We start from the raw sequence: 14,128 nt of genomic DNA on the forward strand, positions 1-14,128 counted from the left end.
GGTCATGGCCGTGTCAGCCGTCTTCAGCGGTGCGACGCCTCTCTGCTACGACCGTTATAGTTGGCCGGTTTTTATTGCAGCCCATCTGATTGTGGACGGCCATTCAGTGAAAATATAGTGATAGAATTCGATCATGTAATCAACGGGCGTCCTGTAAACATGTTTAACAAGGCAGAACAGGGCTAACCATAAATCGCGGCGCGGACCTAAATACCCCGATTTAACATAGTCGACCGGTCCAGCGACTGCGCGAACTGAAGGATTTAAGATGGCGGATTTACGACTTGCAGGCAAAACCGCAATTGTCACTGGCGGAGGCGATGGCATCGGACTCGGTATTGTAAAGCGTTTCGCACGTGCAGGTGCTGCAGTTATGATCGCGGAGTATAACGAGGAAAAGGGTGAGATTGCAGCTGAAGCCGTTCGTAGCGAGGGTGGCCAAGCTCAATTCATTCGGACCGACGTCACCGACCGCAGCCAGATGGAGGCAGCTGTCGATGCCACCGCAAATCGGTTCGGCAGCATCGATATTCTCGTCAATAATGCTTATAGCGGCGGAACATTTTCGCGCGCTGAAGCTATGGCTGACGAACATTTTCATCAGTCTTTCGCAATCAACGTCTTCGGCCCAAAATGGGCTATGGACCGAGCGCTCCCGCACATGAAGGCAAATGGCTGGGGTCGGATCATCAACATCTGCTCACTGAACGGCGTCAATGCACATATCGGGACCGTCGACTACAATGTTGGCAAGGAGGCACTGCGAACGCTTACGCGAACTGTCGCGCGGGAATGGGCGATGCTGGGCATTTGCGCCAACATCATCTGCCCCGCCGCAGCATCTGCCTCCTTCCGCGAGTTCGAGAGATTACAACCTAGCGCAGCATCGTCAGCATCCGCAGAAAATCCCATGGGCCGGATGGGTGATCCGGAAGCCGACATCGGCGGTGTTGCTTTGTTCCTTGCGAGTGAAGACGCACGTTATCTCACAGGAAACACTCTGTTTGCCGACGGGGGGGGGCACATCAACGGGGTAGCCTGGGCACCAGAACTGCCCCGTCCTTCAAGCGAGAACTGAACGGGTCAGGTGGATCGACCGCTACAGCGTGCGATCCCTTAAGCGCTAATTTAAACGCAGGAAAACGTATGAAGAAGGTCGCAATTGTCACTGGCGCTACCCGTGGAATCGGCAAGGTCACAGCCCTGACGCTTGCTGCGCACGGGTTCGCTGTCGTCGTCATGGGCCGTACGCAATATGCCGGCGGCGGGTCAGTTGGGGTCGGTGAGCCAGTGCCTGGCAGTATTGAGGAAACTGTTGCCGCTATCGACGCTACAGGCGGCACGGCACTAGGTGTCAGGTTTGACCTGCTCGATCGAGCGTCGATCGACGCGGCGCTGGACGCAGCTATCGCACACTTTGGGCGCATCGACGTCCTCGTCAATAACGCCATTTATCAAGGTCCGGGCACGATGGACCGGATCGCTGATTTCACAATGCAACAGGCCGAGGATAACTTTGCCGGTAGCCTTATAAATCAGATTTATATAAGTCGCAAAGCGATCACCTCAATGCCGCCCGGCGGGGGTCGTGTGGTTTTTGTCTCCAGTGGCGCGGCCGTGGCCGCGCCGACGCCCGGCGAGGGATTGCTTTACAGCGCCGCAAAGGCGGCACTGAATCGAGTTCCGGCATTCATCAACCTTGAGTATGCGAGTGAGGGGATTCTTGCCTTTCTTGTGGAACCGCAGTTCACACTCACTGACAGTATGCAAGCTCGCTGGGGAGATGACGCGGTTCGGGCCATCGGCGGTGGTCACCCGCCGCGCCGCCCGGAGGAGACCGCGAACACGATTGCTTGGCTATGCACGAGCCCAAATGCCGCCAGGTTTGCTAACGGGGAGATGCTTAATGCCCCTGATTTCTTCGCAATTTACGAAATTTCTGATTACGATAGCGTCATAGCGAGCGAATATCGCACGGACGATCAGGCAACGTAGGGCAGCCTCGCCTGCGCAGTTGGCTGCGGTAACAATGATCATCAAATTGCCGCCGCGAGGGCGCTTGTACGAGTTTCATACGCAGATTTTTTTCACGTCGGACCTTGTTCTGTGAATGGCTCTGTTCTGCAAGAGTAAAATGGCCTGGACTTTAAACCGTTTTGTGCCGGTCACTTGAGAGCTTCAGCCTCGTTCAAAGAGACCGTCGAGAGTGAAGCGTTCAAGCAGAAGGCGGCGCGGGTTGCGCTGACCAAGAAGGGCAGCATCATGCCGCAACCATCGAGGATAGTACCGGATTGCATTCACGAATTGCAGATTGCGATCATCGTGCATCGCCCAAGCCTTGAAGCTCGGATGACTGCCCATCTGAAGAACGATTAAATATTCTAAGACGGCTCGGTAGCAAAAGCTCAACTGGATGCCCGCAGCTACGCTTGAACAGGCCTCGAGCCGTGTGTGACAACGTACTTTCACGCGATACGCGAGTGCTGTTGAGGGGAGAGGACGTCGTCTGCCAGATTCGATCAACCTTGGGCCGAAACCGACAGCTTATCGGGCGAGATCGAGCTCATGCTACGTTGATTGAACACGTCTTGGCGAACACATTCAGTTCCCGCTTTCCTACTTTACCGCAGATGCCGAGATATGAATGCATCGCCCGTGTTTCACGATGCTACGCGATATTGCTACGGCCGCTTCGGGTGCCGGGTGTTCGTCGAGACCGACCTGCTCGCAAGGGGCCGCTCGGCGAAAATGTGGAAATCGGATTCGATCGACGGACACTTCGTCAACATGCTCAATTAAACAGGAATCGGAAGAAGTTGATCCTTCAATCGGGTCATCCGCGAACGCCTGGTTACCGAATCGCGGCTCGTCAGCTGACTACCAGCAGCTCGCACGCTAATAGCGTGTTACCATTGCGAGATCATGAGACCTCGAATTCTTCGGCAAGGCCGGCAGCTTCGGCGGAAGGCGCGACCCACAGCTTGAACTTTCCGGTTTCGACGACGGGCTTCAGATCCACACCAAGGAAGGCTAGATCAGCCGCAGCCAGGTCAAATGTGACCTGCTGCGATCGTTTTGGCGGCAGATCGACATGCTTATATGCCTTCAGCTCCCGGACAGGCTGGGTGACGCTTGCAACGACGTCCTGGACATATAGCTGCACCAATTCCCTCGCAGCGTATTTCCCCTCATTCTTGATCGTCACGGTCACGCGCAAGCTGCCGTCCTTCGGGATCTGCTTGGAGGACATGGCAAGATCGGCATAGCTGATTTCCCCGTAGGTCAGGCCATGTCCGAAAGGGAAACGAGCGTCATATCTAGATGTGATATATCGCGCGTTGGCCGGACGCCCGGGCCGGCGATGCGCGTAATAATAAGGCACCTGGCCTGCTGAAATCGGGAAGCTGACCGGAAGGCGCCCCGACGGACCTGTGGCGCCGAACAGGATATCGGCCACGGCATTGCCCATTTCCGAACCCAGGAACCAGGTGACGAGGATCGCCGGTGCATTAAGGATCGCACCTTCCAGCGCGAGTGCGCGGCCGTTTCGCAAGGCGACGATCATCGGCTTTCCGACAGCGGCTACCGCCTCTGCCAGGGCCTGCTGCGGGGCAGGAACCACGATCAAGTCGCGCGAGGCCGCCTCGCCCGACATCGCTTCGCGTTCGCCCACGGCAAGGATAACGATATCCGCTGATCGCGCGGCTGCCACGGCCGCATCGATGCCGCCGTCGATCGGCACGGTAACTTCGCTACCTTTCACCACGCTGATGAACGAAGCGTCACTGACCGCCGATCGCACGGCACTGGCAAGATCGACCGCTTCCTTGTTGTCGGCAAAGAGCGTCCAAGGCCCGTGCAGATTGCTGGGGCCCTCCGCAAAGGGGCCGATGATGGCGATCCGCTTGCCCTTGCGCGGCAAAGGCAAAAGGTCGCCATCATTCTTCAGCATGACGATAGAACGTTGGGCCGCCTCGCGTGCGAGCGAGAGCGCCGGCTTGGTGCGCATGCGCGCCTTTTGCCGCTTCAGGTCCATGCGGCGGAAAGGATCCTCAAACAGACCGAGCCTTTCCTTGAGCGCGAGGACGCGGCCGACCGCCTCATCCACCCGCTCCATCGGCACTTCGCCAGCCTGCACCAACGAAGGCAGATGATCGCGGTAGATGCCGCTGGCCATGCTCAGGTCGAGCCCTGCCATGATGGCGATCCGCGCGGCGTCCCTTGCGTCGGCTGCAAGGCCCCGCGCGGCGATTTCAACATCGCCATTATAGTCGCCGACGACCAGCCCATCGAAGCCCATCTCACCGCGCAATATGTCGGTCAGGAACTCACGGCCGCCATGGATTGGACGGCCAGCGATATCCTCGAACGCGGCCATGACCGTGGCGCAGCCTGCATCCACGGCGGCCTGGAACGGTGGCAGATAGACTTCGCGCAGCGTGCGTTCCGAAATGTCCGCCGTGTTATAGTCCAGCCCGCTTTCTGCAGCCCCATAAGCCACAAAATGCTTCATGCAGGCGGCAACTGAAGCGTCGTCGGCAAGAGAGCGGCCCTGAAAGCCGCGGGTCCGCGCACGAGCCATGTCGCTCGACAGCAGCACATCCTCGCCCGCCCCTTCGACCGTACGGCCCCAGCGTGCGTCCCGGCCTATGTCCACCATCGGCGCAAAGACCCAGTCGAAACCGGTTGCCGCCATTTCTTCGGCGGCCGCACGGGCGGTGCGCTCGGCAAGGTCCGGGTCAAAGCTTGCCGCTTCCCCGAGCGGCACCGGGAAAACCGTGCGGTAACCGTGGATCACATCGCCCGCGAAGATCATGGGAATGCCAAGGCGGCCCTTCATCGCTGCGGTCTGAAGCTTGCGATGCGCCTCGACCCCGAAACCGTTGAACACGCCGCCCAGCCGCCCGGCCTGCGCGTCGTCCGTTAAATTCTCGACGTTGCGCAAGGCCGCTTCCGGATTGATCTTGGCTGCTGCTGCTGATGTCCAAGGCGTGGGCATAAGCGTCAGCTGCCCCGCCTTTTCTTCGATTGTCATCTGAGCGATCAGCGACTTGACCCGGCCGGAAAGCGGACGGCGGGCAGCGGCCATCGCAGCGGGGATTCCCGAGGCCTGCCATGCGAAAAGGCAGGCGGAGCTGATCAGGACAGACCTGCGGCTGACATTGGGCTGGCGCAACATTTTCAGGCAACTCCAGTAAAAAGAGAGGGGTCTTCAGACCGCTGATTATGAGGTTATTTCTTTGCCGTGGGCGCAACCCGGCCCTTGAAGCCCGGCGGCCCAGCTGATCGCTCCAGCGATCATTTCACGATGCTGCGGTTCCCGATATGTGGAGGCCGCGTGTCCCAGCGCGGAATAAAATGCGCGTCCATCCTTCACGCAATGCGTCCAAACCATCGGATGATCGGCACCCATGCGGATGTCCTTCGGCTTGGTGAAAGGTAGCAGTTTTTCTTCGGGGCGGTAAGTTCCCTCATCGATCGTCGCGAGAATGTGGTAGCCCTTGTCGCGAGGGTTCGTCGCAAAGGAATACCATTCGTCCGTCCGGCGCCATGTCGGGCCCAGATGACGGGTAGCGGGATGGTTCCGATCTTCGACATCGAGCGTAGCCATCTGGAATTGCGGGTCCATGATATGACCAATGAACTGGGCCCCGATCAGGTCATCGACATACCAGCGCCAGGCATATTGCGGATCGCCGCCCGCACCGTGCAGCCCGACAAAGCCGCCACCCTTCTCCATCCATTTGCGGAAGGCGGCACGTTGCTCCGAGGTCAGGACGTCGCCGCTCACGCTGTTCCATATCACAGCCTTGAAACGGGCAAGCTGGTCCGGGTTGAATATGGCGGCATTCTCGGTCGCATAGCTGCCCCAGCCACGCTGACGGGCAATCTCCTCCAGCGCACGATTCGCCGCAACTATCTGCGCGTCGTCGCGAAATCCATTGGTCTTGGAAAAAATGAGAATAGCAGGGTAGGCAAGCTTAGCGGAGATTTGCGGCGGCGTCTTATCGTAGCTGCTGCCAATGCCCAGGACCAACCGACCAAAATTACCCGGCCCTACGGCGGTCATGAACATCAATGACAGGCCCACCAGAACGAGGATCAAAATCACGGCGAGCACGCCAAGGACCCGGAACACCTTCCGCTTCGCGACCGCCTTCATCACCTCACCCCTACTCAACGTTGTTCAGCAACGGGCAAGGCATAGCGCTTTATCACGGGAGAAGTAAACAGGTTCGTTGCATTAAACCAACATCCTGCTAAATAGTTTGCCACTCATTGATGGAGAGAGAAAAATGAAGAAATTGATCTTGGTCGCCGCGGTAGTCGCGATGGCACCCCTGCCCGCTTTTGCTCAGGCAGCTTATTCAAGCTCGACGACGGAAATCGGCGCCCTGCTTGACGATCCCGCTGCAAAGGCTGTTTTGGAAAAGCACGTTCCCGGCATGACCACGAATGATCAGGTCGATATGGCTCGTTCGATGACGTTGAAGGATATTCAGCAATATTCGCCGGATCAGATCACGGACAAGGTACTTGCCGATGTCGACGCCGACCTCGCCAAACTGAAGGCCAAGTAAGCCTCGCGCGATTGGCCGGCTGTCATATGCTCCGGCCAATCGTGTCAACCAGGCCAATACTTTACCAACTGTCCCTACCACGCAACAGCACGTCCACCGCCTGAGACGCGAATTCCGCCGCTTCTTCAGTGCTGATCTCGCGCACCGTTTCCTCGGTCCTGCGCCACCCCTGGATCATACTCAACAACTGCAGCGCTACGCGCTTGGGCTCCTTAGGAGGCACAGCATCGTTCTGCGTCCCTATGATGATTTCGTTCGTGAGGAAGCCGAGCTCGTAATTGTAGCCGAGGTTGTAGAAAGATTCAGCGATCTCGGGGAAGCGATGGGCCGTCGTCAAGATCAACCGATCAAATTGCCGAACTTCAGGGTTGGCAAGCATGTGGACAAAGGTCTGGGCGTGCCGCTTCAGGCTTTCGGGAAATGTCTCGGGCACCTCGCTGTTGCGGGCACTTGCTTCGTTAGACCAGGTGCGGATGCGATCTTCCACTACAGACTTTATCAACGCTTCCTTGGTCGAATGACGGATGTACAATGTTCGTTTGGAAACACCGGCCGCCTGCGCCACCGCTTCCATTGAGGTTGCTTCATAGCCGAGCGACAGGAACATTTCCTTCGCCGCTGACAGAATGGCTTCCTCTATCTCGCCCGCTTTCTTGGTTGGCGGGCGTCCCATGCGCCTACTAACCCGCGTGGCTTGAGGTTTAGGCTTTGCGTCAACCGGCGAACCGCGCTTCTTCGATTCCTTCACCCAGATGTCCCGTCTTCGTTAGGCAGTCTCACTTATGAAGTTATCGCCTGCACCACAAGACGCCCACAAAAGCGAATTTAGGCTTCTATTCATTCAAACATTTCAACCAATGCGACGCCTTCAGGCGGCAGGTCCAGCGTCAAGACGCCCTCTTTATCCAGGCGCCGCGTTTCCGGCGGCGCGAGTTCGGCAGCCCGGCGGATCTGATCGATTTGATCCTTTCTGGGATATTGCGGCGACCCCAATTCTCGCCACTTCGGGAGAGGCGAACCCCGCTCCTGATCGACATAGCTGACCCGCACGCTCTTTCCTGGAGAAGCGCCCTTCAGCTTGACCTTAATCTTCTTGCGTTCGCCCGTGACGATCCGCTCGTTGCTCATGCCCGGTATCCCGGAAGGCTGCTTCACTTCGGCAAGATTCCATATCAGTGCAGCTGCGCCGTTCCTGGTCTTGCTCGCAAGAGCCGGTCCGGTGGTCGCCAGCCTGCGCTGACCCAGCCGGTGCAGCAGCTTGTAGGTGTTGAAGGACGGGCGCGGGATGCCGCGCTGGGCGATCATGCCCCAGCCGCCGTCGCCTTCCTTCAGGATGAAATTGGGGAAGTTGATCTCTTCGAACACATTGCTGATGCACCATTGCGACATGGCGTGGCAGTAAGGCAGGCAATTGCTGATGACATGGGCGATCATCGCGGGACTGTCCGACGACCATTCCGATAGCCACAGTTCCGCGCCCTTGTATAGCGTCGCGTCGATCTGGCTCCGTACCTTGGCCATGGCTGCGGGGATCACATCCTTGTGAGGAATTTTATTCGCCTCGCCAAACAGTTCCTTCTGGTCATCGCCCGCATAGATATGCGTCGAAACAAAATCGACGGGCAGATTTTCCTGAGCGCAAAAGCCGAGAAACTCCGGCATCCATTGTGCCGCCGCGGTGGAGGGGCCGCCCACGCGCAACTTGGGGTCTATTGCCTTGATCGCGCGCGCCGCGGCCTTGTACATAGCGAAATAGTCCGCTTGCGTACCGCTGAAGAACCAGCTCAAGTTGGGCTCGTTCCAAACCTCGAAATACCACTGGCGTACTGTGCCCAGACCATAGCGATCGATCAGGTGGCGCACGAAAACGCCGATAAAATCGCCCCATGCCTGCGGCGACGCTGGCGGAGTGATATTGGCGTTGTAGGTGAAATTCAGCTTTGTGTTCCCGCTGGCGAGCTTCTTGGGCATGAAGCTCAACTCAACGAAAGGCTGCACTCCCCTCGCCAGAACGCCGTCATAGACTTCATCGACATTCTGGAAATTTGGATCCTTGCCGTTCATCCCTCCGGGCCAGACGCCAAGATCATCGTTGAATATGCCGTGAAACCGCACGCGTTCCAGGCCCGTTTCGACCCTGAACCGCTCCAGATCATGCCGCCAACTTTCCCGCATCGTGGCGGAGGCCCGATCCGATCCCGCGCAACGCGACCAGATATGATCCAGCGCGCCCGTCTCGTGGCGAAGATCGATCTCCACATGCTCGGTATCGGTCTGGCCAAAAGACGGCTTAGTAAGAGCAGAAGAAGCCAAGACTGCTGCTCCGGCACCAATTATTTCGCGGCGATCCCACATCATCTTCACTCCTGTGCGCGGTCGGCGCGCGCCACCTTTGCTAATGTCGCTGGTCAGGCAACCGTAAGCTTCACCGACTTCAGATCTACCGAGTTCGGACCGGCGTGAATCGTGAAAGTGCCCGGTTCCACGACATAGTTCATGTCGATGTTCCAGAATGCCAGGCTGTCGGTATCAAGGCGGAACTGCACAGTGCGCTTTTCACCTGGCTTCAAGGTCACCCGTTCAAATCCGCGCAACTCCAGTACCGGTCGCGGCACGGAACTTACATCATCGCGGACATAGAGCTGGACCACTTCATCGCCTGGCCTTTGTCCCGTATTTGTGACGTCCACCTCCACGATTGCTGTTTCGCCGACCGCAATGGTGGCCTTCGCGAGGCGCGGCGCGGTCATCTCGAACGTCGTGTAACTCAGGCCATAACCGAAAGGAAAAAGCGGCGTCGGCTTGGCTTCTACATAGCGCTGGCCAATCTTGGCTGAAGAATGCTTGTTGTAGAACACTGGCAGGTCGCCAACCGACCGGGGAAAGGTGATCGGCAGTTTGCCACCCGGATTGACCTTGCCGAAAAGCATATCGGCAAAGGCGTTCCCTCCCTCCTGGCCGAGATACCAGCCCTCCACCAGAGCATTGGCCTTTTCGGCCAGGCGACTAACCGTGAGCGGACGCCCGTTGATCAGCAAAGCAACAATCGGCTTGCCTGTCGCGATCATCGCATCCACCAGCGCGTCCTGATCGCCGAACAGGTTCAGGCTGTTACGATCGCCCGGCGCTCCAGCATGGATCGCCTCGCGGGTGATTTCCGGCACGTCGCCGACGACCAACAGGATGACATCTGACCGTTTCGCGACCTCCACAGCCTGGGCTATGCGCGTCGCATTCTCCGCCGGATCGGCGTAGCGCGCGGCGCGGGCGGGCAGATGCTGACCCGTGGGGTCGGGTTTGACGATCTGGACACCTTCGGCATGCTCGATGGAGATCGCTCGCCCGGCAGCCGCTTTCACGCCCGCCAATATCCCCACCGCCTGCGCGTTAACGGATGAATAGCCGCCAAACAATGGCTCAACCGCGTTCGGTCCGATGACTGCGATCTTGCGCGGCTTGGCCGGATCAATCGGCAGCAAACCGTCATTTTTCAGCAGCACCAGAGACTTCTGCGCGACCTTGCGTGCAATCGCCTTGCTGGCGGGCGCATTGACCTGACGCAGGGCGAGGGATTTGTTCAGATAGGGATTCTCAAACAGACCAGCCTCGAACTTGAGCGCCAAAATGCGGGATACCGCGGCGTCGATGCTGGCTTCGGGGATCCGGCCAGCGCGCACCAGCTCGGGCAACCGTGCATAGGCTTGACCGTCCGGCATTTCGGCATCGATGCCTGCATGAACCGCCAGCACGGCGGCATCATCGTCATTCGCCGCCATTTGATGATGCGTGATCAAATTGGTGACCCCGCCATAATCGCTAAAATACGCCCCGCGAAAGCCAAGCCGCTCGCGTCCGGTACGTTGCAGAAGCTCGTAGTTGGCGTGGGAGGGAACGCCCCCAAGCTCGTTGTACGAAGGCATGATCACGGCAGGGTCGGCGTTTTTGATTACCTGCGCGAAGGGTACGAGGAAATTCTCGCGCAGCGTCCGCTCGCTCATGTCAGCTGGACCGATATTGAGCCCGCTCTCGGGTGCGCCGTGAATGAAGTGTTTGAGCGTCACGAACACCTTGTCCGCCGCCAAGGGTCGCTGCCCCTGCTGCCCACGCACTGAGGCGATGCCCATCCGGCTGACCAGATAAGGATCTTCGCTGAAGAATTCCTCGACCCGGCCGAAGCGCGGATCGCGGGCAAGGTCCAGAACCGGACTGAGCGCGACGGTAGCGCCCCGCAGGCGGGCCTCTCGCGCCGCCAGTTCGTACGCCTGCTGGACCAGCGCCGGATCCCAGGTGCTGCCAAGGCCCAAGGGAATCGGAAAGATAGTCGCGTCTCGCGCCTTCAGGCCATGAGCGGTTTCCTCATGGAACAGGGCTGGGATGCCGAGGCGGGTATTTTCGACAAGGTGCCGCTGGATGGCGTTCACCAAGTCAATCGTTTCCCCCACGGTGCGATAGGCGTCCTTGGCCGACCTGGCCGTACCGTTTGTATCGCTCGGGTTGCCGATCTGCCCGATGCCGCTGACGAAAACCTGCTTCGCCTTTTCTGGTGAGAAATTGTCTCCGTCGAGGAACAACGACTTGGTGTACGCCATCGACCGCATCTGTGCGGCCTTCTCCTCCAGGGTCATCCGGCTCAGCAGATCGCGGACGCGATCTTCGATCCGAGCCTTGGGATCGCGATACACTGCCCTGTCCACACCGCTAGCCATCGCGGCTACCGGCGTCGCTAGAGCAGTAGAGGCAATGAACATACGCCGCGTAATTGCGAGCCTATCAGCCAAGATAATTCTCCGTCGGAATGTACCGCCGATCCCGTGCCCTGTAGTCGAGGACCGCTCTCCGCACCTTATAACCGACGGAATGAGAAGTAAACACGTACGTTGCATTTCGCATGGTACGGCAAGGATGCTCCACCAGAAAAAATATCCCGCCAACCAAAGGCTGGCGGGAGGTGGAGAGGCTTAGAATTTAAAAGTCCCGGAAAGACCAAATTCCCGCGGGTTGGTTACGTTCACGGTGCGGTAGCCCGAGTCGTAGATGACGCTCGGATCATTGCTCGCTTCGAACGTGCTGTTGTTGATGCTGATGTTCGTGATCCGGTTCTGGTTCAAGAGGTTGCGGACGAACGCCGAGACTTCCCACCTACTTTCTTCGCCACGCAGACCGACGAAGAGATTGATCAGTTCACGCGAAGGATAGCGGAACTGCTGGCGGTCGGAATAGACGCTCGGGCGGTAGGTGAACAGCGCCCGGACGAAGGGTTGCATCGGACCGGAGCCGAAGCGCACTTCGGTATTTGCCGTCAAGCTGAAGTCAGGAATATCGGCCAGCCGCGAATTGCGACTGCAGAAGCTGACATTGTTGACACCGCCAAAGGCCGGGTTCGGGATGACGACTGGCTGGCCAGTGGCAGGATCGATCGTCGTGCAAGGCAGCAGGGCATTCTTATAACGACCCTTGATGTAGGACATGCTGACCGAGAAGTCCCAATTGTCGGTCGGGCGGCCTGCCAAAGTTGCTTCGATGCCCTTCACCGTCGCTTTACCATTATAGTTGTAGTCGGCGGTCGTATCGACGTCGCCATCAGGCGGGCCAACATACACACCATCAGGCTCGCCGTCACCGGTCACATCGATGTTGGTTCCCTGATCAGTCGCAATGCCGGTGAAGCGCGAAATGAAGTTGTCGAACTTCTGATAGAAGGCCGACACGTCAAGCGACAGACGCCGGTCGAGGAAAGCGGACTTGAAGCCCACTTCGAAATTGTCCGAATGTTCCGGCTTGCTGATCGCCAAATCCTCACTGACATTCTGCGGGATGCCGACGCCAGCAGTCGATCCGCGGAACGCCCGGCCATAGGATGCATAGACGGTAAGATCGCGGCTGACCTCATAGGTCAAAGATGCCATGCCGGTGAAGGGACGTTCCTTGGACTTATAATCCACGATGGGGAAGGTGCCCGCACCCGGAATTGTGATCGTCGCGAACTGCTGACCGTTGGACATCGTGTAACGGCCTGCCGCTTCGAACGTCAGTTCATCGGTCGGCTTCAACCGCACGCTGCCAGCGAACGCCCAGGTCTTGGATTTGACCGGAACATTGATGAAGCCCGTCACCGGAACGATTGCGACCGGAGCAGGGACACCAGGGAAGCCGACGATATAATCGAGCGGATTTTCGACGGTCACATCGCCGGTCTGATGCGTGTGGAAGACGCTGGCAGTCCAATTGAAGAAGCCTTCATTGTTGGACATCAGGCGGAGTTCAGCCGTATCAACATTATAGGGCGTCCGCGTGAGCTGGGTCGGCGCATAGTTGGCAATGGCGTTGCCAGGATCATTCTCGCTATATTGCGTCAGCTTGGTTTCCTGATGGCCGCCAACAAATGCGAGCGTAACCGGACCCAGGTCATATTTGGCGTCCAGCGTGACGAGGTGCGTGTTGTTGAGGTAGCGCCTGCGGCCTTCGGACAGGCTGAACCGATCATCCAGCCCGATCGGCGGATTGCCGATGGCTGCGTTGCCGGGACCAAAGACCTGCGTGTAAAGGCGGTTATCAGCGTTAAGGTACTGATACATCACGTTGATGTCGAAGCCCTCGGTCGGCTGCAAAGCCACCGACAGGCGAGCGCTTTCGGTACGGCTGCGTGAACGGTCGCCGCGGGTGATGTTGCGGACCTGGTTCAGGCGATTGCCATCCACAAGGACGGCAGCACGGATCGCAACCTTGTCGGTCACGAGCGGCAGTGACACGCCGCCCTGGACGTTGTAGCCAGCGTCTTCCGTCGCCGTGCCCTGAATATATCCTTCAATCGTATTCAGGTTGGGACGGCGGGTGCGCAGGGTGATCGCGCCCGACGGCGCTGTACGGCCACGCAGCGCGCCCTGAGGGCCGCGCAGCACTTCGATCTGGTCAATATCGTAGATTGCGGTGAACGCTGTTTGCGCGTCGATAGGCACTTCATTGAAATAGAGGTCAACCGCGGGACCGGTGCCCTGGTCGGGATCGAACGTCACACCTCGAAGCGTTGCTGAATTGGCGCGGCCATTGTCGTTCCGCAATTCAAGCCCCGGAGCAAGCTGCTGCACGTCTTTGACGTCGAAGATCTTCAACCGCTCAATCTGTTCGCCAGTGGCGACGTTGATGCTCATTGGAACATCCTGCAGCGCTTGCGCCCGACGAGTAGCCGTGACGATAATTTCAGTGCTCGACTGATTGGTGCCCGATGAAACATTTCCGGTCGCAGTCTGGGCTGCAACTGGCACCGACAGACCAAAAGCAGAACTAGTCACAAGGAGTAACAAGTTTAAATTGCGTGAATGCTTTTGCATTATCCTCTCCCATCTAAAATTATAACACTGGTTTTCAATAATAAATCAGAGCCTCCGGAAACGATCGCCAACTCAACAAGTGTTGATCGTTTGCCTATCTCCGGTTGTCGCGCACGACCTTTGAAACCGCACAGTTGCCCTGAACAGAGACGCAGATCAGACCCGCAGACGAAGCCTCGGCCTGTAAAGCACGCGTTTGGTAGCGCTATCTTGTGCGTA

11 protein-coding genes are annotated in these 14,128 nt (G+C 58.2%); 5 read left to right on the forward strand and 6 right to left on the reverse strand.

Annotated features, from left to right (window positions below; genetic code table 11):
* Positions 1 to 268 precede the first annotated feature (268 nt).
* The 4 genes from MU848_RS12605 to MU848_RS12620 all read left to right on the forward strand — a co-directional run bounded on the left by MU848_RS12605 (position 269) and on the right by MU848_RS12620 (position 2,799).
* Complete coding sequence (locus tag MU848_RS12605; RefSeq protein ID WP_247232645.1) at positions 269 to 1,078, forward strand: SDR family NAD(P)-dependent oxidoreductase; 810 nt, start codon at positions 269 to 271, stop codon at positions 1,076 to 1,078.
* Between the two features lie 68 nt (positions 1,079 to 1,146).
* The gene (locus MU848_RS12610; protein WP_247232647.1) at positions 1,147 to 1,995 is read left to right on the forward strand and encodes an SDR family NAD(P)-dependent oxidoreductase; all 849 of its coding nucleotides are present in this window, start codon (positions 1,147 to 1,149) and stop codon (positions 1,993 to 1,995) included.
* Positions 1,996 to 2,169: 174 nt separating this feature from the next.
* Positions 2,170 to 2,376: a hypothetical protein gene (locus tag MU848_RS12615; protein ID WP_247232649.1), complete on the forward strand. Its 207-nt coding sequence runs from the start codon at positions 2,170 to 2,172 to the stop codon at positions 2,374 to 2,376.
* Between the two features lie 264 nt (positions 2,377 to 2,640).
* Positions 2,641 to 2,799 carry a hypothetical protein gene (locus MU848_RS12620; RefSeq protein WP_247232651.1) on the forward strand — a complete coding sequence of 53 codons (159 nt, stop codon included), beginning with the start codon at positions 2,641 to 2,643 and terminating at the stop codon, positions 2,797 to 2,799.
* Between the two features lie 121 nt (positions 2,800 to 2,920).
* Here the strand turns inward: MU848_RS12620 and MU848_RS12625 are convergent, their stop codons facing one another.
* Positions 2,921 to 5,179: a glycoside hydrolase family 3 N-terminal domain-containing protein gene (locus tag MU848_RS12625; protein WP_380800795.1), complete on the reverse strand. Its 2,259-nt coding sequence runs from the start codon at positions 5,177 to 5,179 to the stop codon at positions 2,921 to 2,923.
* A gap of 45 nt (positions 5,180 to 5,224) precedes the next feature.
* Positions 5,225 to 6,163, reverse strand: a complete 939-nt coding sequence (locus MU848_RS12630; protein WP_247232688.1) for a ThuA domain-containing protein — start codon at positions 6,161 to 6,163, stop codon at positions 5,225 to 5,227.
* A gap of 133 nt (positions 6,164 to 6,296) precedes the next feature.
* Here MU848_RS12630 and MU848_RS12635 point away from each other — a divergent pair, with 133 nt between their 5' ends.
* Positions 6,297 to 6,581 carry a hypothetical protein gene (locus tag MU848_RS12635; protein WP_097093137.1) on the forward strand — a complete coding sequence of 95 codons (285 nt, stop codon included), beginning with the start codon at positions 6,297 to 6,299 and terminating at the stop codon, positions 6,579 to 6,581.
* Between the two features lie 61 nt (positions 6,582 to 6,642).
* Here the strand turns inward: MU848_RS12635 and MU848_RS12640 are convergent, their stop codons facing one another.
* From MU848_RS12640 to MU848_RS12655, 4 genes are all read right to left on the reverse strand, one after another.
* On the reverse strand, positions 6,643 to 7,329 hold the full coding sequence (locus tag MU848_RS12640; protein ID WP_247232655.1) for a TetR/AcrR family transcriptional regulator: 687 nt from the start codon (positions 7,327 to 7,329) through the stop codon (positions 6,643 to 6,645).
* 89 nt (positions 7,330 to 7,418) lie between these two features.
* The gene (locus MU848_RS12645; protein ID WP_247232657.1) at positions 7,419 to 8,894 is read right to left on the reverse strand and encodes a GH39 family glycosyl hydrolase; all 1,476 of its coding nucleotides are present in this window, start codon (positions 8,892 to 8,894) and stop codon (positions 7,419 to 7,421) included.
* Between the two features lie 95 nt (positions 8,895 to 8,989).
* A complete protein-coding gene (locus MU848_RS12650; protein WP_247232659.1) occupies positions 8,990 to 11,287 on the reverse strand; it encodes a glycoside hydrolase family 3 N-terminal domain-containing protein in 2,298 nt (765 codons plus the stop codon).
* A 252-nt stretch (positions 11,288 to 11,539) separates the two neighbouring features.
* Positions 11,540 to 13,909 (reverse strand): TonB-dependent receptor, encoded by a 2,370-nt coding sequence (locus MU848_RS12655; protein ID WP_281494444.1) that lies wholly within the window; start codon positions 13,907 to 13,909, stop codon positions 11,540 to 11,542.
* Positions 13,910 to 14,128 lie beyond the last annotated feature (219 nt).

This window comes from Sphingobium agri (genome assembly GCF_023051225.1).
GTDB classification, from domain to species: domain Bacteria; phylum Pseudomonadota; class Alphaproteobacteria; order Sphingomonadales; family Sphingomonadaceae; genus Sphingobium; species Sphingobium agri.

Bases quoted from the DNA above. Each gene is read 5' to 3' on its own strand.
- MU848_RS12610 (WP_247232647.1), top strand. From the start codon at position 1,147: ATGAAGAAGGTCGCAATTGTCACTGGCGCTACCCGTGGAATCGGCAAG.
- MU848_RS12650 (WP_247232659.1), bottom strand. From the start codon at position 11,287: ATGGCTAGCGGTGTGGACAGGGCAGTGTATCGCGATCCCAAGGCTCGG.
- MU848_RS12605 (WP_247232645.1), top strand. From the start codon at position 269: ATGGCGGATTTACGACTTGCAGGCAAAACCGCAATTGTCACTGGCGGA.
- MU848_RS12655 (WP_281494444.1), bottom strand. From the start codon at position 13,909: ATGCAAAAGCATTCACGCAATTTAAACTTGTTACTCCTTGTGACTAGT.
- MU848_RS12620 (WP_247232651.1), top strand. From the start codon at position 2,641: ATGAATGCATCGCCCGTGTTTCACGATGCTACGCGATATTGCTACGGC.
- MU848_RS12635 (WP_097093137.1), top strand. From the start codon at position 6,297: ATGAAGAAATTGATCTTGGTCGCCGCGGTAGTCGCGATGGCACCCCTG.
- MU848_RS12630 (WP_247232688.1), bottom strand. From the start codon at position 6,163: ATGAAGGCGGTCGCGAAGCGGAAGGTGTTCCGGGTCCTTGGCGTGCTC.
- MU848_RS12625 (WP_380800795.1), bottom strand. From the start codon at position 5,179: ATGTTGCGCCAGCCCAATGTCAGCCGCAGGTCTGTCCTGATCAGCTCC.